Consider the following 25616-nt stretch of genomic DNA (forward strand, 5'->3'; position numbering starts at 1 on the left):
TTATTTTATTCGAAGCCTTTGCTTCATTCTCATTACCTCTGTTCCCCTATCCCTTTCCTCGTGACAAAAAAATAAATATGCGTTTAAAAAACTTACTACTTATCGCATGCTGCTCTCTTTCGGCTTTGGTCTTCACCGCGAAGGCACAAACGGATAATAGCGGTAGAGCGAGCTACTACGCTAATTCACTCCATGGACACCGCACCAGCGATGGTTCTGTCTACCACAAAGACAGCCTCACCTGCGCGCATCGCACTCTTCCTTTCGGAACTATGCTGAAAGTACGCAACTTGAGCAATGGTAAAGAAGTCGTTGTAAAGGTAACGGATCGCGGCCCATTTGTAAGGGGACGTGTCGTGGATCTCTCCTTAGCTGCTGCCAAGCAAATCGACATGGTAGGACAAGGAACAGCCAGCGTAGAAGTAACAAAAGTAGGAGGCGGAGTGGTAGAAGAATACACCCTACCAGAACTCCAACTTCTCGATCCTAAAACTGGCAACTACTACAGTATGTCAGAATGGAACGAAAAAGAAAAAGCTGCTAAGCAATTAGCACAACAGCGCGAAGCTGAAAAGCGCCGCGCAGCCTATCTGGCCAAAGCCAAGCAACAGCAGCCACGCTGGCGAGTGCTTGACAACAAACTGACCGCTAAGGCTAAAAAGTAAAAGAACATTATTCAACCCACAAAAGCAAAGCCGCTGAGGAGCTATCCTCGGCGGCTTTTTTTGATGGAACACTGTACATATAATGAAACATTCCACTAAAGCATCACTCAATGAAGTTTCAGTGAAGCTTCAGAAGCCTTTTTGAGAAAAATCATGAAGAAAAAGGAAAAGTACTATATATGCCATCGCAAATATCCTTATTCCGTTTTCAAATACAATAAGCCTATCAGCCGACATCCTTATTCTGTCAGCCCGCGCCCTTATTGTATCTACACCCTCACCAACAGAGTTGAACATTATACACCTCTCCCTCTCTCCTGCTTTTCATTTTTCCGTTGTCACGTCGTCACGTTGTCACGCTTTGAGTACAACTCGCTGAAAACGTATCTGTTACGTGCGTGACGACGAGTGACAACGGTGTGACAACAAATTTTTTGTTGTCACGCATATAACTCATTATCTATCAGTGCGTTCTCCCTTTTGTGACAACGTGACAACAAAAATAGAGTTTTTGTAGGGAAGAGAGAAAGGAGTAAATATCCCCTCAACGATTTCAGTGCGACGCCTCCTGCGTCGGTATATAGTGCTGCCTCCTATCCACGGGTTCTCCCTCGCTGCGCTCGGGTATTACCCGCGGTTAAGCATGGTGCGCCTCCGCCGGAGGCATGAGCACAAAAAAGCAGACTGCGCAGATTTAGAGATTTCTGAAAAGAAAATTTCTCCTATTATCTGCGCAATCTGCAATCGAGTGCGTGACTTTCACGCACTATTCTGACACGAGCGTTGCTCCTGTTGATGTTCCCGTAAACTCGGGAGCGTACTGACTCTGTATGCGAGCAACTCCAGCGTGATAAGTACCAGAACGGTCTACGAAGAACTCTTCGGTGAACGTGTGTGTTCCCTTGGTGAACTTCTCAAAGAAAAACTCGTTGGAGGCATCGCGCGAAACGCGGTAGAACCATTCGCCATCACGATAGGTATAACCACTCCGCTGCTCTACGGGTTCGAGATTGGCAGAACGAGACGATTTCAGCGAAACAAAGTCGTAATCGCGATCGGCGCGGAGCGTGAAGACTTGGCGCATGCGGTCACCCTTCTTCAATATCATTCCTTCAGCAATGGGTTGCCACTGCTTGCCACGCTGCACCTCAAAGCGGCGTTCTACGAAAAGGCCTTTGCCGGTAGCTTTCACATCGGAAGCGGGCACTGTGTACTGTGCGAAGACTGCGCCCCATGCTAATCCTGAACCCGTTTTACGAATCTGGATATTGTCGGCACTGAGTTGTTTTGGACTGTCAAAGCTCTCGCGGAAGTAGCCTACGCCCCGTGGCTCAGTAGCTTGACTCTTAGCGTTGACAGCCAAGATATTGTTCCCTTTTCGAAGCGTATAATATAGCGGAGTATCTTCGGAAAGATTGCGCACAGTTGAAGTCTTTTTCGCGTTGAGAAGAAGAGCGAAGAGCGCGTCAGTTGTGGCGCGACTGGTGGGCCACATCTGCGTACGTTTGGCCTGCATCAGCCACAAGCACATTTGTTGCAGTTGTTCGTCTGTTGAAGGATAGAACTGAACCATCGCTTCTATGGCGGCAGCTTGCGTAGGAATGCGATAGGCGTTCCAACTCATCTGGGCACGATCTGTATCGAAATAAGTACCCATTCCCTCTTTGTGAACGGTATGTTCGAGCAAACTCTCCATATTATCATTAGCGGCTGCAAATTTTCCCAACTTCGCCAGAGTAATAGCCGACATCGCTTTGCCGTACATCGTAAGGTTGAAATCGGGGCGAGCTATCTTATCGAGCAGATACTTTGCATCGGCATCGATGTCCATACCTAATATCGCACACAAATAGAGATAGCGATATGTCAGCTCGTCAGCCTCCACAGTTTGCTTGGTTCTCTTTTCTTCCGCCTTCATTTCTTTCACACGCTTTGCCATCTCGTTTTTCAGATAGCTCATAGCGCGCTGCAGATTGCTTTGTGCTGGAAAAACATTATTAAGTACTTGAACACGCGCCAAGAGTGTGGCAACTTCCGAGGTGATAAAGGGGTTGGACGGCATTCCTGCAAACCAGCCCCAACCGCCGTCGCTGCGCTGCATATCGGAAAGAATATCCATCGCCGAAGCTATTTTGTCGGCGTTGGCTTTCTCATCAAAGAGCGTAGCGAGTTGAGAGGCGCGCTCGGCTTCCTCATCAGCAGCATTCACCCACGGCGTTTCGTTGAGCAACATCTGCTTGAGATCCGGATTTTTCTTTAGCACCTCTGCCCACGCCGTTGAGGTGGACGTTTCTGCAGCCTTGCGAATCTCTGGATTCTTTTCTGCAATATATTTTGCCAAGGAGAGAGCGTAGTAACGTTCTGCCCATGATGGAGAACTGAAGCATAAATTTTTAGTGAGCACTGGCAGAGCCGAAACGGCATACCATGTGGGGTTAGAACTAAGTTCTATCGTCAGACGGCGATCTGAAATCTTCGATGAATTGGACCAAATCGTGTCGAGTCGCAGCGTCTTCGTGCCTGCCTCCGTCATAGAGAACGGCACGGTCTCTATCACTTGCTCGCGATCGGCCAAGACAGGTATTAATTTTTCTTCGCCATCACTAAACTTCTTGCCTTCGCCTATGATGCGGCAGAGCAAAACGGGATAATCATTCGTAGCATCAAACGTGAAAGAAAGTGCTTTTTCACCATCTTTTTCTACGATGAAATCGGCCTTTTTAGTAGCCACAACTTTCTCCGTGCGCGCATCGAGTAGCTCGCACATTACCTTTCCACGTTCTTCCTGTTCGGAAAGATTTCGTACAGTAACTGGAATCGTGAAGCGGTCGCCTTCGCGAACAAAGCGCGGCGTATTACTCTCCACCATAAAGTCCTTGCGTGCCACAATCTCATCCGTGAGCAAGCCGTAGTTCACTGCGGCATCATGAGCAAAGCCCATGAAGTTCCACGTTGTCAAGCTCTGCGGTAGCGTAAAGGTGAGCACCACCTCACCGTTCTTATCCGTGCGAAGTGCAGGCTTGAAGAAGGCCGTCTCAGCAAAATTGGAGCGAATGCTTGGATCTTTGCCTTCATCAACAGAATCAACAGCCACAGAGTCTGCCTCAGCCATATCAGCGTTCTTCTTAGATGCACTATAGCCCACAACTGCAACTTCTTTCAGCTCCATAACAGGCTCTTCCATTTTCATCAACCTAACCTTTTGCACTCCAGCTACACGACCTGCTAGATGATGCTCCACATAAGTTACATACTCATCGAAAAGATTTTGATTCCATACTGTGAAATCAAGATCTTTCTCTTTCAAACGAGCAACGTACTTGGTAAAATAAAGATCTTTCGTTCCTTCGTAAGCTGATGTCCACTTAGGCGTCGGAATATTGCGGAAGAAATCCAAGTCAAAGTCCCACTCGTTGGGCTGGAACTTATCGAGACTGGCGTCATAAAGGCAAGCCATCAACGAAGCATCAGCGGGCGCTCCGTTGGGACGTGTAATCTTGAGCTTCCAGGTTTCTTTCTGTCCTGCCAACAACTGGCTGCGGAAAGTGGACCATTGGAGATTGAGTTGCTTATTAGGCGCTGGTTTGCTCAAACGGAGACTATGAGAATAGAGTTCGCCATCCTGCACAAAGAAGAAACTGACCTGCGCACCCTCGTCATATTCTGATTTATATTTTAGGTTGAAATGCTCGATAGAATCGTCGATTTTAATACGGCGAGTTTCTAACAATTTCGAACCAGCTACTACGTCATAGAAGACCGTAACATCCTTGCGAGGAGAACCCAGCATAACGAAAGCTTCACTGCCGTCTTCGTTGGGACGAACGTACCACCAACAAACATCCTTACCCACTGGGCGAGTGTCCTTTTCGGAGAAGAGAAGGAATTGAACATTCAAATCCTCAGCTCCCTCCATTTTTGCCGTGAGCTTATATTCGCCCGAAGGAAGATTGAGCAAATCATTGGGCGTAAATTTCTGACCTGACTTAAAGGAGAAGTGAGCCACATTTCCCGCAATACCAGCAATATCTACAGTACCTTCACCATCTAATGTCTTACGCGCAGCATTCAGCAGATCAATCTTCACATTCTTCAAATGCTCTTTGCAGATGGAAGAAGGCCAATCTGATTCGAGCCAACTGGCGCGCGTGGACGCATAGAGTGTTTCTGTGCCCGTTTCAGTCTCGCCATTTTCAGCGGTCACATTGGCTTCAACGGTGTAGTGATAGTAGTTGAAGTAACCCTTTTGCCGAGAAGCTGGTTCACAGGTAAGCACAACGGGTAAGACAAAACGGCCGTATTCATCGGTTTTTACGGTATCAGTTTGTTCCTCGAGGTTATCATACATCCACGACCATGGTTTCACCGTAAATTGGACGAGGGCGTTTCGCACAGGAAGTCCGGTATAGGTGAGTGCCGTGCCTTCTAACCGAACGGAATCTCCCAAAGCGTACTTCGTTTGTGGGCTTTCGATTTTCACTTCAAAGGTCGGGCGTTTGTATTCTTCCACACGGAACTCCTGCGAGTCACAACCATGTCCATTGATAACTGTATTGATATGGAACCAACCAGACAAGGTATTTTCCGGTAGGCGGAACGTGCCATTGACAACACCCATTGCATCCGTCTTTAGCTTCAGTGTTTCCAACTCTTTCCAGTTGGCATCGCTCAATGTGATATGCACTTCTGCATCTGCAAGCACTTTGGTGGAGTCTTCATCACGCTGATAAGCCAACACGCCAACACTCACTTCTTGTCCTGGCCGATAAATAGCTCGATCGGTGAAGACATGGGTGTTGATTTTTTCTACTTTTCCTTTCTCATATCGTACAAACCCATAGAGATTAGAGAGTGGATAATAGGCATCATCTTTATATTGTGCAAAATATAAGTCATTATAATGAGTACGACGTGATACATAGAAATTTCCCTTTTCATCGGGAGAAAAAGCCTCTTTCTGTTGCAATACATCATTATTTTCCGTGAAGATTACGAGCTTTCCACCCAAGAGCGGCGTACCGCTTTTGCGATCGACAAAAGTGATGCGTTGGCGGCCATCAGGCAAGGGCAACTTCACAGGGAACACGCGCGAAACATGGATTAACTTCGTCTCGACGGGCTTATTCTTCTCCACCAGCGCAAGTGCATAGATGCCCGGTTCAGAAAAACTAAAAGAAAGAGAGTCCTTCACTTCCCTGTAAGGCGCAGCTTTGGGGAAAGTCAGATTATAGGTTTTCAGAGCCTGCAAACCTTTCAGATCCTTTGTCTCTACATCGTTATTATAAACATCTTTGGCCGTTTTATTCAAACGATACATACAAACTTTTGCAGTTGTACGATTGCGGACAGAAAGCTTTATTTTAACGGTTTCATCGGGGTATACTACGCCTTTTATGTTCTCTATAGAGAAAAATGGAGTTATCATCTCCCCGATTACGTTGCGCAGCTCGTTCGCTTCTTTCATCTTGCCATAGCATTTGATACCTTCTTGCGCCAAATCATAAAAGATGGAGTCTCGGTCATCAGTACTATTGTAGCCCGTAAGCGATATGAGTCTTTTGTAGGTCTCCACATTCAGCGGCAAATCCTTATACTCTTCCTTCATCTTCACAAGCTCGATGAAATGGAGGTTCTTTGTCAGCGATTCAGACGAATTGGTAGCAACAAAGTCTAAGCGATTCAAACGCGTCAGCAATGCAGCCTCTCGATTGCCAGCCGCAGTGTAGTAGTCGGCAATGCGCTGCAAGAGTTGTGCAGATTCTTCCTCAGGAATAGCCAGCGAAAGGCGTCCCTGAATATTGGAAAGCACATGAAGGAGGTCATAGTGATAGTACTTGCTATCTTTTCCCTCTTCCAGCACAGGAAGATAGGGCCGATAATCAGCACGTGCCAAGAGATCTATATCCGCCAACGATGCTCTAAGATATTCGGCGCGCTTGCGAACGGCCACTGTGTCGCTCTCATCATAGCCCGTGATTTCAGCGAAATAACGCGCCAAAGCATTTTGCCACATTGCGCGCTGGAGCGGACGAGTTTCGCGGGCGAGCGCAGTCTCCATCTGCTCTACAGCAACTTTCCCCGAATCGGGAGAAATCTCCTCGTGGAACATTCGTGCTGTAAGCATGGCTTTGAGCAGTTGCCCATCATTCTTTTCCGCCGTGGCTTTCTGTCGGATTTTATCGACTTCTGCCAGCGCGGATTTAGGCAAGTCTTTCTTCCCATACGCTTCCACATTGGCCCACATCTTTTCATAAGTTTGAGCCATGATGGAGAGAGAGAAGAATGAACAAAACATAAGTAATAGAATCTTTTTCATTATAGTGAGTAGATTGTTTTTTCGCTTTAATAATGCAAACCTAACAATTATTACACCTTTCCTGCAACTTTTGACTTATAAAAAAAACAAAAAGCATTCATTTTGCATCGATTATCAGAGCCTGCTGAGAGTCAACTCTCTTTATGCCTCGCATCAGCAAGAAGTGGTTACACTCCTTTTCGTTCCTCCTTTCGCTAAACTCAAAAATCATTTTTGGTTTTTCAATTAAATTTGTTTACTTTTGCAGCGCGTCAAAGGCACGAGCCTTTGTCTCCATTAACCAACACAAACATTGTAACAGACAATTAGTCAAGGGCACAAACTTCTACATAGAACTTTGTGCTCTTTTTCTTTAACAGAACTGCAAGGATATAAAGCGAACCGGACGGAGCAAATTGGCTTAAGAAGCAACGGTGCTTTATACTCATTTGAAAAAAACAACAATGTCAAGTTATATCCTACTTTTCGACCCCGAGAATCGTTTGAAATTCAAAAACAAAATAGAAATTCAGAGAATCTTACCCAACTGAAGAGGGACATTCTTATAATGTCCCTCAACACAATAAGGCTGTCAGCTGACGCGCTTATTGTATCGGTTGACGCAATAAGGAAGTCGCAGAATTTCCTTATTGTATTTTTCGATGAAAAGGGGAAAAATACAGAGCACTTTTAGGAGAAAAATGGCGTTTCAGTACAAAATCAAGCACAAAACAAAGAGTTTTTTGGAGAGAAACAAGAAAAGAAGTTGGGAAATAAGGGAAGAGAAAATTGGAAGGTGCATTTCTGTGCGTTAGAAGGAGAAAAGTGATTGTAAAATTATCGGACAGTTTATTAGAACCATAAATATACACGAAAACATTGGAAAGATTCAGCAGGGCAAACAGTGTAGGCACGTTTACCCCAAACTTCTTAAAAAATCTAAGAAAAAGAGGGACTACTATTGCAGGGAAAGGGAATACTCGGAACGGACAAAGTTTTTTAGTATCTTTGCAAGATAAATCATTTAGGTTATGGTACTAAACATCTTTTTTGCTCTGTTGACCATTTTCTGCTGTCTCCCAATGACTGTTTTTGCAGATAATTCTCAGCCTACAGCAAACCCTATCATGCGAGTGACGGGTGACAAAATGGAAAACGAAGAAGCTACTGACTATAACGGCAATGCTCCGATGCAAGCCAAATTCTTGGCACAGCCGCAGAACTTAGGAGGCTACACCGCGCTCTATGAATGGCGCTTCACAAAGGAAGGAGAACAAGCTCCTTTCTTGATTCGTTACGATGAAAATACGGAATATACGTTCAATAAGAGTGGGTCTTACTCGGTGGAACTGATTGTTTCCTTTGTGCAGGGCACTGACACCATCGAGTATAAGATGGATTCGCCTTTCAAGATTTCCATTTCAGAATCTAAGTTAGAAGTTCCCAATGCCTTTTCTCCCAACGGCGACAATATTAACGATATTTTCAAGGTGAAGGATGGCTACCAGAGTATCGTTTCTTTCAAAGGAATGATCTTCAATCGCTGGGGCAAAAAGCTGTTTGAATGGACGGACATCACACAGGGATGGGATGGCAGGAGCAATGGCAACGATGTGCCCGATGGGGCTTACTTCCTCCATATTCAAGCTAAGGGAGCGGACGGCCGCAACTACAACATCCGAAAGACCATCAACCTGCTGCGCGGCTACCAAGAGGGAACAAGCGGCATAACCCCATAAGGGGCAGAAACAGTAAAGAGTCAAATAGCTTTGAGAAACACAACGGGCGGACGATTCTGCCAAACAGCAAACTAAAACAAAGAGAAAACAATCCTAAGACATGGATCAACAAGATTGGATAGAAGTATGGGGCGCTCGCGTCCACAATCTGAAAAATATAGATGCGCGCATCCCGCGCCACTCGCTCAGTGTCATCACAGGCCTGAGCGGTTCGGGCAAGAGTTCGCTGGCTTTCGATACGTTGTACGCCGAAGGTCAGCGGCGTTATATCGAGACGTTCTCGGCTTATGCTCGCAATTTCCTCGACAATCTGGAACGCCCAGATGTGGACAAAATCACGGGACTCAGCCCAGTTATCTCTATCGAACAGAAGACGACGAACAAGAATCCCCGCTCTACGGTGGGAACGGTGACGGAAATCTACGATTTTCTGCGTCTGCTCTTTGCACGAGCGGGTACGGCCTACTCCTATGTGAGTGGTGAGAAAATGGTGAAATATACGGAGGAGAAAGTAGTGGACCTTATCCTCGAACGCTACGAAGGGCACAAGGTGTACCTACTTGCTCCGCTCGTACGCAGCCGTAAGGGACACTATCGCGAACTCTTCGAGAGCGTCCGCAAAAAGGGCTTTCTCACGGTGCGCGTAGATGGCGAACTGAAGGAGGTGGTGAGCGGCATGAAAGTGGACCGCTACAAAAACCACGATATAGAAGTGGTGGTGGACAAACTGGCGGTGCAAGAAAAGGATCGTGAGCGATTGGAAAAGAGTGTTCGCGCCACGATGCAACAAGGACAAGGCCTCATCCAGGTGCTGGACAACGCCACGAACGAAGCACGCTACTATTCCAAACTCTTGATGGATCCTGTTTCGGGTATCTCCTATCGTGAACCTGCTCCTAACAACTTCTCGTTCAACTCTACACAGGGTGCTTGCCCGAAGTGTAAGGGACTGGGCTACATCAGTGTGATCGACCGCGAAAAAGTAGTGCCCAACCCGAAACTCAGTATTCGCGATGGCGGTCTGGCTCCGCTGGGGAAATACCGTAATGCACTTATATTCTGGGAAATAGAAGCGCTACTGCTGAAATACGACTGCACACTAAAAACTCCCATCGAGAAGATTCCCGACGAGGCAATGGACGACATCTTCAATGGGACAACGGAGCGCTTACATATTCCAGGCTCCATCATGCATACAACGGACGATCATTATGTAGACTTCGATGGATTGGTGAAATACATCCGCCAAATGGCCGATGCGGAAATGACGGCGGCCGCACAGAAATGGGCGGAGCAGTTCTCCCGCGAAGCTGTGTGCCCAACCTGCCACGGCCAGCGCCTCAACCAGGAGGCGCTCTCCTACCGCATCGACGGCAAGAACATTTCAGAACTGAGCCACATGGACATCAGTCAGCTCTACGAATGGCTGGAAGGTGTGGAAGAACGCTTGGACACACGCAATGCGTCCATTGCGCACGAAATCTGCAAAGAACTACGCACGCGCCTCAAGTTCTTACTCAACGTGGGACTTGACTACCTCTCGCTGTCGCGCGCCACGATGACGCTGTCGGGCGGAGAGAGTCAACGCATCCGTTTGGCTACGCAAATCGGGTCGCAACTGGTCAATGTGCTTTACATCCTTGACGAACCGAGCATCGGTTTGCATCAGCGCGACAATGTGCGCTTGATTGATTCGCTGAAAGAGCTGCGCGATATCGGCAACACGGTAGTTGTCGTTGAACACGATAAGGATATGATGCTGGCGGCAGACTATATCGTAGACATGGGGCCACGCGCTGGCCGACTGGGTGGAGAAGTGGTTTACCAAGGTACACCGAAAGAAATGTTGCACCGCAACACCATGACGGCGGACTATCTGAACGGTCAACGCGCCATAGAAATTCCTGCTAAGCGCAGGAAAGGCAATGGAAAGACGTTGCGCCTCATCGGGGCGAAGGGTAACAATCTGAAAGGCGTCAAAGTAGATTTTCCGCTGGGTACGCTAATCTGCGTGACGGGCGTTTCTGGTTCTGGAAAATCTACGCTCATCAACGATACGCTCCTACCTATCCTCTCGCAACACTTCTACCGCTCTCTGCGCAACCCGCTGGAGTACGAAAAACTGGTGGGTATCGAGAATGTGGATAAGGTGGTGGCAGTGGATCAGAGTCCGCTGGGACGCACGCCACGCTCTAATCCGGCAACCTATACGGGTGTATTCTCCGACATTCGCAACTTATTCGTGGAACTGCCCGAGGCAAAGATGCGTGGCTACAAGCCGGGGCGTTTTTCCTTTAATGTGAAGGGCGGTCGCTGCGAAACATGTAAGGGCAACGGCTACAAAACCATCGAGATGAACTTCCTACCGGACGTTTACGTGCCCTGCGAGGAGTGTCATGGTAAGAGATACAACCGCGAAACGCTTGAAGTGCGCTACAAAGGTAAGAGCATTGCCGATGTGCTGGACATGACAATCAACAACGCGGTGGAGTTCTTCGAGAACGTACCCACGATTCTGCACAAGATAAAGGTGTTGCAGGACGTAGGCCTTGGCTACATCAAACTGGGGCAGAGCAGCACGACGCTCTCTGGTGGCGAGAGTCAGCGTGTTAAACTGGCAACAGAACTGAGCAAGCGCGACACGGGGCAGACCATTTACATCCTCGACGAGCCTACTACGGGGCTTCATTTCGAGGACATCCGCGTACTGCTCGATGTATTGAATCGCCTCGTGGAGCGTGGAAATACGGTCATCGTGATTGAGCACAACTTGGACGTTATCAAGGCAGCGGACTACCTCATAGACATGGGCCCCGATGGCGGCCGTGGCGGTGGCAGTGTAGTGGCTACCGGCACTCCCGAAAAAGTCGTGAAACAAGGTAAAGGGTACACCGCGAAGTTTCTGAAGGAGGAATTGGAGGCTACCCTGCTCTTATCGAAGCCCACGAAAGGACACAAATAAGGCGAAACAACACGAAATTCTGATACAAAAGATAAGAAATGGAGGAAAACGATAAAATATTCTGGAATGAATGCCACCAGATTATAGGAGATGCCTATAATGTTCACAACAAATTAGGTAATGGCTTCTTAGAAGCTGTTTATCAAGAAGCTCTCTCCATTGAATTCACGAAGTTAGAACTTCCATTTGAAGCTCAAAAAGGACTAAGCATTGATTACGACGGATTTATTCTTCAAAAACACTACATCGCCGATTTCTTTTGCTTTGACAAAATCATAGTTGAGATTAAAGCTACAGAAGAATTGTGCCCAGAACATACAGCCCAAGTCATCAACTACTTAAAAGCAACTCATTGCAAATGTGGATTACTTATAAACTTCGGAGAAAGTCGCCTTCACTTCAAAAAAATTCTAAACTAATATTTCGCCTATTCTCCTTCAAATCCCCTTGAACTCTTGTGTAAATCCACAAAAATCAAGTACATTCGTAAAAAAATATACTGCATTCGTAAACTTTCGTTATTTTCGTGAAAATTCGTGGGCTAAAAAGCCTCACTTTAGCAATAACAAATCAACTCAAAATAATTACTAACCACAACAAAACAAAGTATGTTTGAAAATCAACCAAAAGGATTGTATGCGTTGGCTTTGGCCAACACAGGCGAGCGCTTCGGCTATTACACGATGCTTGCCATCTTCGCGCTTTTCATGCAGGCCAAGTTTGGATGGACAGAGTCAGAAGCAGGACAAGTCTACGCCATCTTCCTCGCTGTAGTGTATTTCGCTCCACTCCTCGGAGGTATGCTGGCCGATAAGATTGGTTACGGCAAGTGTGTCACCCTCGGTTTCGCCACTATGTTCCTTGGATATCTCGGACTGGCAATCCCGACAGGCGCCGATGAAATGGGCAAAATTGCGATGTTTGCAGGTCTCGCTTGCGTGTCGCTGGGTACGGGTCTTTTCAAAGGTAATCTCCAAGTCTTAGTAGGTAATCTTTACGACAGCCCGCAGTACGCATCCAGCCGCGATTCAGCTTTTAGCCTCTTCTATATGGCAATCAACCTCGGCTCTATGTTTGCCCCCTCAATGGCCAAATGGATTACGAATCTCTATTTAGGTCAGTATGGCTTCGTTTATGATGCAGCGAACCAGAATCCGGCTTATCTCAAGGCGTTATATGGTGCCTACGGTCTTTGCTTCGGTGTGGCTTGTATTTCGCTGATTTTCTCCGCCGTTGTGTACTTTGCCTTCCGCGGCTGGTTCAAACATGCTGACATCACTGCTAAACAGGCTAAGGAATCTAAGCAGGAAGTGGAAGAACTCACTCCGAAACAAACCAGAGACCGCATTGTTGCCCTCCTGCTTGTCTTCGGCGTGGTTATCTTCTTCTGGATGGCATTCCACCAGAACGGTTCTGCACTGACTTTCTTTGCTAAGAAATACACCAACCTCTCCGTATCTGGCTCGATGCGTATCTGGTTCAACATCTTCAGCTTGGCCTTGATTGCGCTTTCTGTGTACACAGGTATCGGTACCTTCCAAGCGAAGACGGGAAAGAACAAGGTGCTTTGCGGTGTTGTCACGCTGGCAGCATGGGCTGGAGCTATCGCTCTCTTCATGAACATGGAAGATCCCACCATGTCGCAGCCGTCCGACTTCCAACAGTTCAACCCCTTCTTCGTCGTTGCACTGACACCCTTTAGCATGCTCTTCTTCGGTTTCTTGGCAAAGAAGGGTCACGAGGTGAGCGCTCCCGCACGTATTGCTTTGGGTATGTTCGTGGCAGCAGTGGGCTTCGCTGTCATCACATTGGCGTCTACCAACTTGATTTCTCCGATGGACTTGGGCGACAAGACACAAAGCATCCTCTCACCGAGCTGGTTGATTTCTACCTACTTCACCCTCACTCTGGCCGAGTTGCTACTCTCCCCCATGGGTATCTCCTTTGTGAGCAAGGTGGCTCCTCCCAAATACAAGGGTATGATGATGGGCGGCTGGTTTGTGGCAACAGCCATTGGTAACTACCTAAGCTCTATCCCCTCCATGCTTTGGAATCGCATCCCTCTGATGTACAACTGGGGCATTCTGATTGCACTCTGTCTTATCAGCGCCCTCGTGATGTTCGCGCTCTTGAAGAAACTCAACAAAATGACGGCTTAATAAAGGTCATAGAGAATGCTGCCCACAAAGCAGCATCTCTATCTGTCGTGCTTTCGCCGTGAATCCACGGCTGCATAAAACTCTCTATCCGCAAAATCTGAATATAGGTTTTGCGGATAGATTTGTTAAGAAGCTTGACTAATGAAGCTTCTCTGAAACATCCGCTGGAGGAACAAACACAGAGATACTGAAAACTGTAAATACCCTTATTGCGTTTGAGAATACAATAAGGGCGTGAGCTGACATCCTTATTGCACATTCAAACGCAATAAGGAAAAAAGAGAAGAATAAAAAGAAACGCTCCTCCCCAGTTTATATTTTTCCGTTGTCACGCCGTCACGTTGTCACACTTTAAGCATAACTCACTGAAAACATAACTGTTACGCGCGTGACGACAAGTGACAACAGTGTGACAACAAAATTTTTCATTGTCACACCGCTAACTACCTATCTATCAACGTATTCCCTCCGCTGTGACAACGTGACAACAAAAAACGAGTTTTTTCCTGGTGGGGAGAGATAGAGAACACTCCATCAACGCTTTCAGTGCGACGCTTCCTGCGTCGGAAGTTAATGTAGTCCTTTACCCACGGGTTCACCCTCGCTCTGCTTGGGCATCACCCGTGGAGAAGTGGAGAAGTGACTCTCCCCCATCTTCCGACACCGGCGGTGTCGCACAGCAGCTAATTCGGTTTGCTCCTCGCCTCCTCGATATATTGCTACCATCCCACTTTATCGTTCGTTTAGGGGAGTACTATCATGCAAAAAGGAGGCGCATCAATGATGCGTCTCCTTTCTTAGAATATTTGTAAAGATGTCCTACAAGCTAAAGTTGTAGAGACTTTAGAGCTTAGTATTCGTCTTCGCTCCAGTCTTCATCACCCCATGAACCATAGTCGCGAGTGAGCTGTTCGCCACCTTCTTCTTCATGCTTAGAGAGCATCAGACTAGTTTCTACAAAAATACTGTATTCAACAGATGTTGGTTTGATATATACCTTCATATTCTTTATAAGATTTAGCTATTTATACTTCTTACTTAACGAGAACCTTCTTACCATTGATAATATAGAGGCCCTTTTGTGCGCTCTGAACGCGGCGACCTTGGAGGTCGTAAACCTGCGTAGCAGCACTGTTAGTTGTTGCGTTTTGGATGCCGGTAATGGTGCCTTCATTGAAGAGGAAAGCGCGTACACCACTTGCTGCAGGGAGGGCGAGATAAGCCTTATGAGCACCATTAGTGAAAGCAGCACCATCTGCAGCACCATAGTAGAAACCTACAGAATTAGCATCGCCAGCCTTATTCAGAGAGAGCTTGTAGTAAACAGCACCACCTGTTGTCTGCTCAGCTTCGTCAGAACCCTTGAGCAGGTTATCTGCATCTACATCGCCAGCTTTCTGAGAAGCAGCAAAAGTATATTCGCCCGCAGCAGCCTTGAGCACTACGCCAGTAGCTGCAGGAATTGTTTCACCAGCATTGTAAACATAGCTTTCTTCCAGCTTGTCACCTACTACTTTATAAGTGTATGCTTCTACATTTGCAGGAACAACGAGTGCACGATCGCTATAATAGAGAGTTGAATAACCTGTTGCACCGATGTTTACAGAGACTGATTTTTCCTTTTTTGAATAAGTAATAACAAACTCATCACAGTAGACAGAATTTTGAGTAGCTTTAATTTCAATTACCAAATCTGCACCTGCTATTGTAGGAGTTACGTTAAGGCTCTTACGTTGCCAAGCTTTTCCCATCGGAGTAATAGAAAGAGTACCAATAGTAGTACCTCCCAATGTAGCTGTTACAGAACCTTTGCCTGTCTCCTTATTCGTACGAACATGTACAGATATTCCAGAAACAGTGTACTCAGCAGACAAGCCTTTTATGGTCAAGGTCATTTTTTTACCTGATGTCACCTGAATCTTATTGCTTTTGTAAGTATTTTTAAAAGTTGCTGTAACACCTTCTGGAGCATCTGTCAAAGTTCCCGCTGTATCAGACGTTTGCTCAAATGTCATTTTTGCTTCTTGAGCATTAGCACTCACTCCAACGAGGCTCAAAAGAGCAACAAGGAGCATCATCTTTAAGTTGTAAAACTTCTTCATAATCGGTTTTATTTATTAGGTTTAAATAGTTTTCTTTTTTTGTTCCAATCCAATGAGTTGTATAAACAAGATAAAGCATTATCTATTTGCAAATGTAAGGAATTATTTCATATAATCACAACATTTATTAAGACTTTACACTTTATATTCTTCTTCTCATAGAATTGTAAGAACATTTTGATATTTTCCCTCTCTCTGCACACGCATTTTTCAGTGCTAAAAGCGACAATCAACATAGAGAGTAGCAGGTATAAAAAAAGTAGCCACAAACGCTACACTTTCTCAATGCTGTGTAATGTTTGTGGCTACAAATAGCCTTAAAGGGTTATACAGGGTCTTTACTTTACAAAGACTTTCTTACCGTTCACGATATACAAACCTTGCTGTACTTTCTCCACGCGGCGACCTTGGAGATCGTAAACAACGGGAGTTTCTGTTTCGGCAGGAACAATCTCTGGTGTATCAACGCTTGTATATATCCACTTGTCGTTCGTACCTTTACGATTCAGATAGAAGCGATTCACGTTGAACCACGTGTAACCACCCGTGTTGCAGAGCAAGCCGAGAGAAACTTCTGTTTCTTCTGCCAAACGGAAATTGACTTCCATATTGTGCAAACCTGTAGAAGCGAGAGCCTTCTGCAACTGCTTAGCATCGGGTAGACTTGCGCCCTTGTTAACAACGAGGTAAGAACCATTAACGCCAGTGAAGTCGTGAGGAATCATACCGAACGTGTAGTAGCCAGCCGGTAGCGTGATGGTTTGATAGAGCTTCAGATTCTTTGCTGAATCGGCGAAAGCAAGTGCACCTGTCATGAGAGAGAGGACATCATTCTGCTCACGGTCAACAAAGAAACTCATCTTAACATCGCCCACAGTAGCAACATTTTCTTGTTGCCAGCCAGAACGCTGCGTACCAATTTCAAGACCTGCAAAGCGTGAGCCGTAAGCCTTATTGATCGTTTCGCTCGTATAGAAGAAAGGACGCTTGTAGTTAGTGAGATACTTTTCAGTGATTTCTTGAACGCCCTTCTTAGAGAGGCAGAAAGCACCGATAGAGTTGCTCCAAGCATCGCCATCAGGGCCGAAACCTACGCGTTTACCTGTGTGAGCACCGCTTGCGGCATCTTCCACATCGCCACCATTCTGATTGAACTGATAGTAGAGCACCAGTTTGTGGTCGCGCTCTGCATCAGCCACCTGCTTGATACTCTGGTTAGAGAGTGAGTGCAACTGTTCCTTTGTGAGGGCGGAGTTCCAAATGCGGAATTCATCAAGAATACCCTTCATAGGAGCTTCTGCGCTACCAAGACGGAACTTAGCGGGCAGGTTCTGACGGAGATTAACGTTGCCAATCTTGATCTGCTCAATGAGCTGACAGTCGCGATAGAGGTTGCAGTATTCTCCGCTGAAGACAAAGGCATAATGGTGCCATTCGCCTACGCGATAGAAGTTAGCGCAAGAGGTGTAGTACTTATCGCCAATGCTGAGGAGTACACTACCATTATAGAGTGCGCGCGTATAGAACTTCTGATCGCCCACCTGATTGTTGTATCTCGAAACAGGTTGTGCATTAAACCAGTAGTCGATAGTGATATCGTTATTGCCCGTTGTTGGCAGCGGATTATCGAAGCTAACATATTCAGAAGCAGCGCCCTTGAAGTTGAGACCCGTCTTTGGATCTTCGTTGCTCACTTCCACTGCATTGCGGAGCGTATAAGTGCCCCAACCGCAATCGTTACCAGCATCGAGACGGATGTCGTAGCGACCAGGTTCGGTAAAGCGGAAGCCGCGGAGCACACCTTCATGAACGATGACAGTATCGGCAGAAGAGATTTCCCAGTGCCATTGTGTTGGGTCGTGCTGTGAACGGTCGGTTAGGCGCACATAAGTGTTACGACGTACAGCACCCTTCTCTACTTCAAAGTTTACAATCGGATGGAGATTCAGAACATTGATCTTATGAATACATTCCGTAGTACCTGCACCATTCGTAACAGTCAGTTTCACATCATAAACACCAGGAGTCTTATAAGTAGTGGAGAAGTGTTGAGAAGTTGACGCATTCTTGTCAGCTCCTGCTGTTGTCCACGCATACTTAACGCCTTCAAGAGGAGAAGACTGGTTGACAAAAGTTACAGGCGTATTGATGTAAACCTCTTCAGGACCGAAGAAGTTAGCTTTCGGAAGATCCTGAGAAACAACCGTTACATTCTTAGTGAGAGAGTCGGCCTTACCATTAGCATCCTCAACGCGGAGAGAAACAGTTTTCTCACCAGCAGTTTGGAAGATAACGGAGGGCTCGGGAGTATTGTAGTTCATCGTCTTACTACCGTCCTTCACTGTCCAGCGGAACTTCACAGCATTACCTGCTGACTCGTTGACAAGCTGCACAGCAGCATTGCTATACACTGAGCCTTGAGGGAAGGAGAAAGCAGCTTTGATAGTACGCTTATCCTTGCAGTTCGTGTTGAGCAAACGTAATGGATTCTTGCCAATCAGCTGAATCACGTGGTTGTTCGCCTTATCCGTGAGAGCCTGGTCAGCTGGTTCGTCCATCGTTACTTCAGCCAAGAGTCCAGGTTCGGTTGCGGGGTTCGCAATCTGCGTGTACATATACTGCTGAATCTGTGTCTGTGAACGAGCGGTGCTCCAAACGCGAACTTCATTGAGCTCGCCGCGGATACCTTCATTACCATCACGTCCTACAACAAAGTCGCCGAAACCGCCAAGACCTTCTTTCGGACCTGCTACCTCGCCTTGCTTAACGCCATTGATATAAGCCGTAGCTCTCTTGCCGTCGATAACGATGGCGATATGCTTCCAAACATTGGGCAGAAGCGTACTGCGACGCGTTGTTGCCTTGTTGTTATTGTCCCAACCAAAGACTACTTGACCTTGAGCATTGCCACAGATGAGGAAGTCGCCCCATCCTGGACCTACTTGCTGACCATTTTCTACACAGTCGATAGCTCTGATCCAGTATTCAATAGTAGCTTGCTTGTATGTCTTCTTGAAGAGATCCTTAATGCGGATACCGCCACCGAAGAACTTACGCGTGAAGTCGGCAGTAGCTGTAGTGCCGTGGAAGTCAGTAGGCGTAGCATCCACACGAGCGGAAGCCATCGTCACACCTTCGTTGTCGTAGATAGCTTCTACGGCATAGTTGCCACTCGCTGCTGCTGAAGCAGTGTGAACATCCTTGCCCACTGTAGACATCAGCACACCATCCTTGTAAATCTTATAGCCTGTGAGCGCATAAGTACAAGTTTCGGGGGCATCCCAAGTGAGTTGGTTGTCAGCATAAACCACATTGCGCGGTTTAGCGATGAACTCGCCAGGAACGGTGAAAGAGATAATAGTGCGTTCGCCCTGTGTTTTGATTTCCACTCCATTGCCGAGAGGGAAAGGGATTTCGATACCGGGTTCGCCATGGGTATAATCCATCAGCGAAACGGCTTCTACCTTACCCACACCATTAGCAGAGCTCTTGGAGTCGATAACAAAGAAGTATTTAGCTGGCTTAGAGGGATCGAGCACACCGGAGAGGTCCGTAATGTCATAACCAAACTCCATAGCTTCCTTGTGGACACCATCTGCCCAACGGCCCAACATCGGAGTTTCTGCATCTACTCCGTCGCCATCGCCATCACCGGCAAAGTTGAAGTGCTCCATTTGGATTTCCTGCTCGGGAACAACGGCTGAGGTGTCAGCTGCAATACCGGCTTTCAAGCTCAACTCACTGCGTTTGGAGTAGGCCATACGGATTTTGAGAGTCTTGAGCGGGCGATAGTTCTTACGAACATAATAGATCTCGGGCTTATAGTAGCCTCCACTCGTTCCAACTGGAACAGCGTGCTTATAAGGGCAATAGATGAAACCGTTGTTGGCCCACCAAGAGCTCCAACTGTTGACCACAATCCATGCGCCAACTTCGTCCTTGTCCTTTTCGCCAGCTATACCGTTACCATCGAGGTCGAATTCAATACGGTCGTCGTAGCCCACAATGGTGAGAGCGTGGTCCACTTGCTTACCCCAACTTTTCACAAACTGCTTGCCAGCAACACCGATACTTTTGTTTTTTTCTGTGTACGGAATAGGTTTCCAATCGCCACCGCTGGCCACACCGATACCGCAGATACCACCACGTCCCCCAAAGTCGGGGTCACCATTGTGGTTCCAGATCCAGTTTTTCACAGCCTCACGACCTTCTTCTGTTTCAACAGAGAGAGGGAAGTTGGCCGAACGGCTGATACGATTGTGCATTGCTTCAAACCATTTGTCGTAGCCTTGCATCCAACCGAAATCGTTACTTTCGCAAACTTGATTACCAAAAAGGCGAGAATAGGTATTACCACCATAAGTTACAGAGTTGGGGACACCATTGGCGCGTGCCATTCCTTCCTTACCAGAATTGGAATTGGTAAGCAACCACGTGAAGTGGGTGGGATACTGATTCTCGGGCTTTTTGCCGTCTGCATTCCTATAAGCATTGATCTCATAGGTGAACATGTAATAAATACGAGAGGCCGAACCACATGAACCGCCGTCCTGATTGACAACGGGAGGGAAACAACGAGATTCCCCATTGTTCACATGATCGGGTCGCTGAGTAGGTCCTTTGCGCGCACGCAAAGTTGGGTCAGCTTTCGTTACGGCAGTGTAGTCTGGATATTTCGTATAGTCGACATCTTGTGCAACTGCCGAAAGCGAAAGACTTACTCCTGCCAGCACTAATAAGTGCTTGGAGATTTGTTTCATAGATAGTTATTTGTATTGATTTGCTTTCTCGGGGTGCTAAAATACAGATTACAAGCAGAAAAGACAAACAATAATAAGCTTTTTCGGATATATAAGGAGATCGTACCCCTGCCTTTTTAACATAAAATAAAACACAAACAGAGAGAAGCGCGCCCTGTTCATCGCTCTCCGAGTTTCCGTAGACAGACAGTCACACTTACTTCTGACACTTGCGGCTTCGCTGCCCAAACATTGAGATGGGCAATATGCCTGTGGAGGGTGATTTTTCATCTTCACTCCTACCTGTAAAAACTCAGTTTTTGTTGTCACGTTGTCACAGATCCAACAAACACTCTGATAAACAAAGACTTAAATGCGTGACAACAAAAATAGGATAAAATTTTGTTGTCACACTGTTATCACGCACTTAATAAATACGTTTTCAAGTAGTTATACTCGAAGCGTGACAACGTGACGACGTGATAACAAAAAACGAAGTGTAGGAGGAAGAGAGAGTGTTTATGGATTTTATGCGCTTTTGTCGAAGCGTAAATACAATAAGGGAGTCGACTGATAGAATAAGGATGTCAGCTGATAGGCTTATTGTATCTAAAAATGCAATAAGGATATTTGCGATGGCGCATATTATAGAGATGTTTTCTCTCCAGATATTTTTCAAAAAAGCTTCACCTAAGCTTTTTCCAGAAACTCTGGGAAGAGACTTTACAGGGCTGTTTCTTGATTTTAACAGATTGCAATTCTGGAGCATTAACAAACACTCGGACAGCAGGATATGTGCCGAACATCTTTCTTGAGAAAATGACGAACAGAAAGGACACAAAAAAGGCCGCCCACATGTGGGCGACCTTCTGAAAAGTTATAGAGATGCCTCGAATTACTTAACGAGAACCTTCTTGCCGTTGATGATGTAGAGACCCTTCTGAGCCTTCTGAACTTCACGACCCTGGAGATCATAGATCTTACCAGACTTCACAACGTTGAGAACTGCGCTATTGATACCAGTTACGAGATCTGGGTCAATGTTTACAGAGTAGTCACCGCTATTAGCAAACTCACCGAGGTTAGTGAAGTAACCATCGTTAGCGCGGCTAGTAGCATCCTTTTCAGCCTTGAGGAAGGTTGTACCCTGTGCGTTGAGAACAACAGCCGTTGCAGGAAGAGCAACAGGAGCCAAAGTTCCAACGAAGTTTACGCCTGTTTCAGCATTAGTGTAAGTAACCGGAGTCAGCGTGTAGTTGATAGCTTCGAGAGAAGCAGCAGAGAGAGAAATCTCAACGCCCTTTTCTCCTTGACCAGGAACTACAAGCATCGGAGTACCAGCAGCAACAGTAGAGGAAACTTTCTCAAATTCAATTGTACCCTTCGTCTTGTTCAGACCAAGTGGCAAGTATAACTCACCACCAATAGGAGCGTCAATAACATCGAATGGAAGAGTCAGAATAGCAGGAGAAGTCATATCTACAAAGTATGCGTGATTCCAATCGGTAGCCTCTTCGAAGAAGAAAGCAGAGTTGTCTGTACCAGAAGCAGAATTCCAAGTAACAATAGTCTTAGTACCAGGCTTAGCATTAGCAAATACATTGTCAGCTTGAACAAAGTTAAACAAACCACCTACCTTAGCAGAACGCAGACGCATTTCAGTAGAGTCAGCATCCAGACGCATATACATATTCCTGTTGTTAGTAGGCTGAACTGCCATGTAAGTACCTGTTGCAGCATTCATGAAGCTATAAGAACCGTCTGCATTCTTAACTGTCTTCCAGATGAAATTCAGACGAGAACCATCAGAGAGGTGAGTATCCTTACCATTAGTAGCATCGAAACCACCCCAGCGGATCTGACCCTTGCTATTATCAGCAGTATAAATGTAGTTGTTAGCAGCTTCACCAGTTGTAGCACACTTGATATAGTAGTACTTGCCATTTTCAGGCATGTGCAACTTAGCGTTGAAAGCAGCAACAGCAGCATTGAGCTGTTCAGTAAGAGCCTGAATCTGAGCTGCAGTCATCACGTCGTCAGAAACCTGATTAGCTACAGCTTCTGCTGCAGCAGCGAGTTCTGCACCTGCACCTGCATCGAAGAAACCAAGACCTTCGCCTTCAGTAGCAGCAGCAGCCTGAGCCTTTGCTTCAGCAATTGCATTAGTCAGCTTAGACTTGTCAGGAATAGCAGCAATGTAAGCATCATAAGCTGTTTTGAGAGCATCATACTGAGCTTGAGTAACAGCAGTACCAGCATTGATAACAGCCAGAGCTGCAGCCATCTGATTATTCAGATTGTCCTTAGCAGTTGCATCAAGAACGCTATTGATTGACTTAGCTGGATCGATAGTTGCACCGTCATAGATACGAAGCTCACCGATATGGAAGAATTCATAGCCATTCAAAGACTGCGTACCAGTAGAACGGAGGCAGACAATACGGAAGAACTTGTAAGCAGCAGGGAGGTTTGCACCAACGAGTGCTACAGCTTTCTTAATAGAATCGTTACCTACAACACCTGTACGGTCGAATTTTACACCATAAACACCTGCGTCTGTCCAGCCTGCAGTAGTATCATTAGACACTTCAAGACGGAAGGTTTCCAAGTGATTGTAATTATTATTGGTACGCTTAGCAATTTGGAAGAGCGGATTCTGTACCGCAGAATTCAGCTCAACCTGGAGATAGTGATATTCAGCAATAGCTCCCTGCCAAGCAGAGTGGAAGTACCAGTTAGTACCTGAAGCTGAAGCACCGCAAATACCGTCAACGAGACCTTCATAAGAACCTTCGTTACCTTGCTTTGCATTAGAATAGAACTGAGCTGCATCAGCTGCGAGACCTGGGTCGTCGAACATTACAGTGCTACCATCAGCTCCAATATTATTACCAGAAGCAAGCTTATAGAAGTTGTTAGACGTGAAAGCACCAGCTGCATCAGCATAGAGGTTCTTATAGTTAGCGTTCAGTTGAGCCTGAGCAACGCTATCATTATAAGCCTTCACTTGAGTTTCGAGAGTTGCGATTACATCATCTGCAACGGGGATGATTGTCCAAGCAGAAGGTTCACATGCAGTTTCCCAACCTACGATACGGCCCTTACCAGAACCACCTTCTTCGTGGAGGTAACCATAAGCACCAGTGTTCACAGGACCGATAGCAAACTTAGAAGCGTCGAGCGTACTAGAAATGAACTTGTAAGCAGGAGCGTTTTCAGCAACTGTTGCAACCAATGTAGAAGTCTTCACAGTAGAAGCGTAGTTCTTTGTCAAGAAGTTCTGAACAAGATAAGTGTCCTTATCTTCAGCATCAGAAACCTTCCAGATGTAAGCAGCATCAGCAATTGAATAAGTTGTAGGAACTTCCCAGTTCATCCAATAGAGCCCCTTATTCTTCTCATAGATACCTGCAGAAGAACCGCGACCTGTACTGGTAAATACATAGTAACCGGCCTTCATCGGAATACGAGCAGCGATATAAGCATCGTAAGCAGCCTTGAGTTCTGCAGCCTTCTGTTCGCAAGCAGTAGCATCGGTTGCACCAGTGTTGAGCTGATTAACAGCAGCATCGTAAGCAGCTTTCATAGCAGTCTGCTGTGCTTCAGAAACACAACCTACATAGTTACCCGTAGGATAGAGTTCACTTGAACCACTGGGGAAGAGGTCTGTAATTACAGCCTCAAGGAGAGAACTACCCGTTTTAGGCGTTACAGTGTAAACGTACCAAGTATTGGTATCCATGTAACCCCAGAAAGCTGCCGTCTTAGCATTAGCCCACCAAGGAGAAAAATAAACAGGATTATCTGCGTTGATAGGCTTATCAGCATAGTCAACATTAGTAAAGATGTAAGAACCCTCAGGCTGAACATCACCATAGTGATCTGAGTCATAAACAGCCGTAACTGTTACGTCAATGTCAGAAGGAACTGTTTCGCCTTTTTTATAAAACTTCTCAGGATGCTTAGCATAGAAGCGGTAGGCCTTGGCAGTAGAAGAAACGTACTCAACGCCGTTAGCGTACTGAGGATCTTCCAAATACTTGCCCGTGTTTACCTGCTTCAGGTAGTAAGTCATCACGCCTTTAGAGTCAGCGCCTGCCTCTTCGAATGCATAAACAGCATTCTCGCCAGCAATTGCAGACTTCATCGAACCACTGAGGTAGTTAGGTGTACCCGCACTAGCAGTATGAAGCACTACCTCTTGTCCCGGAGTGATGTCGGTCACGAACTCGCGATTTTCAAAACCTGGGACGTCGTAATACTTCTGCGCCTGTGCGCTCACGGCACCAGCAGCAAATAGCAACGCTGATGCCAGAAAAGTATAGACTTTTCTCATAAGTTTGTAATTAAAGTTAGATTAGATATGAATAGTAAATAATGTCCTTTTTAGTTGTCATGCTTTACACTTTGCGCGACAAAAGTAAATAATAAGATTAGTAAAAACAAACTTTTCTCTCATTATTTGTAATGTCGACACAACAATGAGAGCCATAGGTTTAACAATTATTGGTATAAGGAAGTGGCTTAAAACCTAACTTTCTAGCACAATAACGCACTGTAAGAACCTCACTAACCCCAATTCGGTTTAAGAAACGCTCTTTCATGAGTTTCTTAAACCGAATTGGGGTTTTCTGATACTTCCAAATACAATACTCGTATTTTTAAATGCAATAAGAATCTTTGCTTGCGACCTATCTTATTGAAAGGTAGACTCCACCTTTTATGACTTTTATTCTCCCTTATTATATGTTAATAAAACGTAAAAATCGATACTGCACTTTGCTCTTGTAAAACTATTTTCTATATTTGAAGCCATAAAAGGAAGCAAACACGATAGATGTCGTATAAGCTTCTTCTATTTTAAAAGATTATTATCGTGGGATTTTCCCATAAAAGATTGTAACACTTTAAACATTTATCATTATGAAAAAATTACTACTCTTTGCTATCGGAGC

At 46.0% G+C, this 25616-nt stretch carries 11 protein-coding genes; 5 read left to right on the forward strand and 6 right to left on the reverse strand.

The window, feature by feature from the left end; translation table 11 throughout:
• The first annotated feature begins 77 nt into the window (after positions 1–77).
• Positions 78–665 (forward strand): septal ring lytic transglycosylase RlpA family protein, encoded by a 588-nt coding sequence (locus FHS60_RS08355; RefSeq protein ID WP_157575317.1) that lies wholly within the window; start codon positions 78–80, stop codon positions 663–665.
• A gap of 766 nt (positions 666–1431) precedes the next feature.
• Here the strand turns inward: FHS60_RS08355 and FHS60_RS08360 are convergent.
• Positions 1432–6981, reverse strand: coding sequence for an alpha-2-macroglobulin family protein (locus tag FHS60_RS08360; RefSeq protein ID WP_183697587.1), 5550 nt, complete (start codon positions 6979–6981; stop codon positions 1432–1434).
• Between the two features lie 1010 nt (positions 6982–7991).
• Between FHS60_RS08360 and FHS60_RS08365 the strand changes: the two genes are divergently transcribed.
• The 4 genes from FHS60_RS08365 to FHS60_RS08380 all read left to right on the forward strand — a co-directional run bounded on the left by FHS60_RS08365 (position 7992) and on the right by FHS60_RS08380 (position 13820).
• A complete protein-coding gene (locus FHS60_RS08365) occupies positions 7992–8699 on the forward strand; it encodes a T9SS type B sorting domain-containing protein (RefSeq protein ID WP_183697590.1) in 708 nt (235 codons plus the stop codon).
• 100 nt (positions 8700–8799) lie between these two features.
• On the forward strand, positions 8800–11661 hold the full coding sequence (uvrA, locus tag FHS60_RS08370; RefSeq protein WP_183697594.1) for an excinuclease ABC subunit UvrA: 2862 nt from the start codon (positions 8800–8802) through the stop codon (positions 11659–11661).
• 38 nt (positions 11662–11699) lie between these two features.
• Positions 11700–12080, forward strand: a complete 381-nt coding sequence (locus tag FHS60_RS08375; protein WP_183697597.1) for a GxxExxY protein — start codon at positions 11700–11702, stop codon at positions 12078–12080.
• Positions 12081–12269: 189 nt separating this feature from the next.
• A complete protein-coding gene (locus tag FHS60_RS08380) occupies positions 12270–13820 on the forward strand; it encodes a peptide MFS transporter (protein ID WP_183697600.1) in 1551 nt (516 codons plus the stop codon).
• Between the two features lie 570 nt (positions 13821–14390).
• On the opposite strand, the gene FHS60_RS08385 is transcribed toward FHS60_RS08380, so the two are convergent.
• The 5 genes from FHS60_RS08385 to FHS60_RS08405 form a co-directional block, all read right to left on the reverse strand.
• Entirely contained in the window at positions 14391–14546 is a 156-nt protein-coding gene (locus tag FHS60_RS08385) for a hypothetical protein (protein WP_183697604.1), read from the reverse strand.
• 124 nt (positions 14547–14670) lie between these two features.
• The gene (locus tag FHS60_RS08390) at positions 14671–14823 is read right to left on the reverse strand and encodes a hypothetical protein (RefSeq protein WP_183697607.1); all 153 of its coding nucleotides are present in this window, start codon (positions 14821–14823) and stop codon (positions 14671–14673) included.
• Between the two features lie 31 nt (positions 14824–14854).
• Positions 14855–15922: a hypothetical protein gene (locus tag FHS60_RS08395; protein WP_183697610.1), complete on the reverse strand. Its 1068-nt coding sequence runs from the start codon at positions 15920–15922 to the stop codon at positions 14855–14857.
• Between the two features lie 338 nt (positions 15923–16260).
• Positions 16261–20682, reverse strand: a complete 4422-nt coding sequence (locus FHS60_RS08400) for a LamG-like jellyroll fold domain-containing protein (protein WP_183697612.1) — start codon at positions 20680–20682, stop codon at positions 16261–16263.
• Positions 20683–21556: 874 nt separating this feature from the next.
• Entirely contained in the window at positions 21557–24997 is a 3441-nt protein-coding gene (locus tag FHS60_RS08405) for a hypothetical protein (RefSeq protein ID WP_183697615.1), read from the reverse strand.
• Between the last annotated feature and the right edge of the window lie 619 nt (positions 24998–25616).

It is taken from the genome of Alloprevotella rava, assembly GCF_014195585.1.
Taxonomy (GTDB): Bacteria; Bacteroidota; Bacteroidia; order Bacteroidales; family Bacteroidaceae; genus Alloprevotella; species Alloprevotella rava.

Excerpts from the sequence above, each read along its gene's own strand:
- FHS60_RS08355 (WP_157575317.1), top strand. The coding sequence starts at position 78 with ATGCGTTTAAAAAACTTACTACTTATCGCATGCTGCTCTCTTTCGGCT.
- FHS60_RS08360 (WP_183697587.1), bottom strand. The coding sequence starts at position 6,981 with ATGAAAAAGATTCTATTACTTATGTTTTGTTCATTCTTCTCTCTCTCC.
- FHS60_RS08365 (WP_183697590.1), top strand. The coding sequence starts at position 7,992 with ATGGTACTAAACATCTTTTTTGCTCTGTTGACCATTTTCTGCTGTCTC.
- uvrA (WP_183697594.1), top strand. The coding sequence starts at position 8,800 with ATGGATCAACAAGATTGGATAGAAGTATGGGGCGCTCGCGTCCACAAT.
- FHS60_RS08375 (WP_183697597.1), top strand. The coding sequence starts at position 11,700 with ATGGAGGAAAACGATAAAATATTCTGGAATGAATGCCACCAGATTATA.
- FHS60_RS08380 (WP_183697600.1), top strand. The coding sequence starts at position 12,270 with ATGTTTGAAAATCAACCAAAAGGATTGTATGCGTTGGCTTTGGCCAAC.
- FHS60_RS08385 (WP_183697604.1), bottom strand. The coding sequence starts at position 14,546 with ATGGTAGCAATATATCGAGGAGGCGAGGAGCAAACCGAATTAGCTGCT.
- FHS60_RS08390 (WP_183697607.1), bottom strand. The coding sequence starts at position 14,823 with ATGAAGGTATATATCAAACCAACATCTGTTGAATACAGTATTTTTGTA.
- FHS60_RS08395 (WP_183697610.1), bottom strand. The coding sequence starts at position 15,922 with ATGAAGAAGTTTTACAACTTAAAGATGATGCTCCTTGTTGCTCTTTTG.
- FHS60_RS08400 (WP_183697612.1), bottom strand. The coding sequence starts at position 20,682 with ATGAAACAAATCTCCAAGCACTTATTAGTGCTGGCAGGAGTAAGTCTT.
- FHS60_RS08405 (WP_183697615.1), bottom strand. The coding sequence starts at position 24,997 with ATGAGAAAAGTCTATACTTTTCTGGCATCAGCGTTGCTATTTGCTGCT.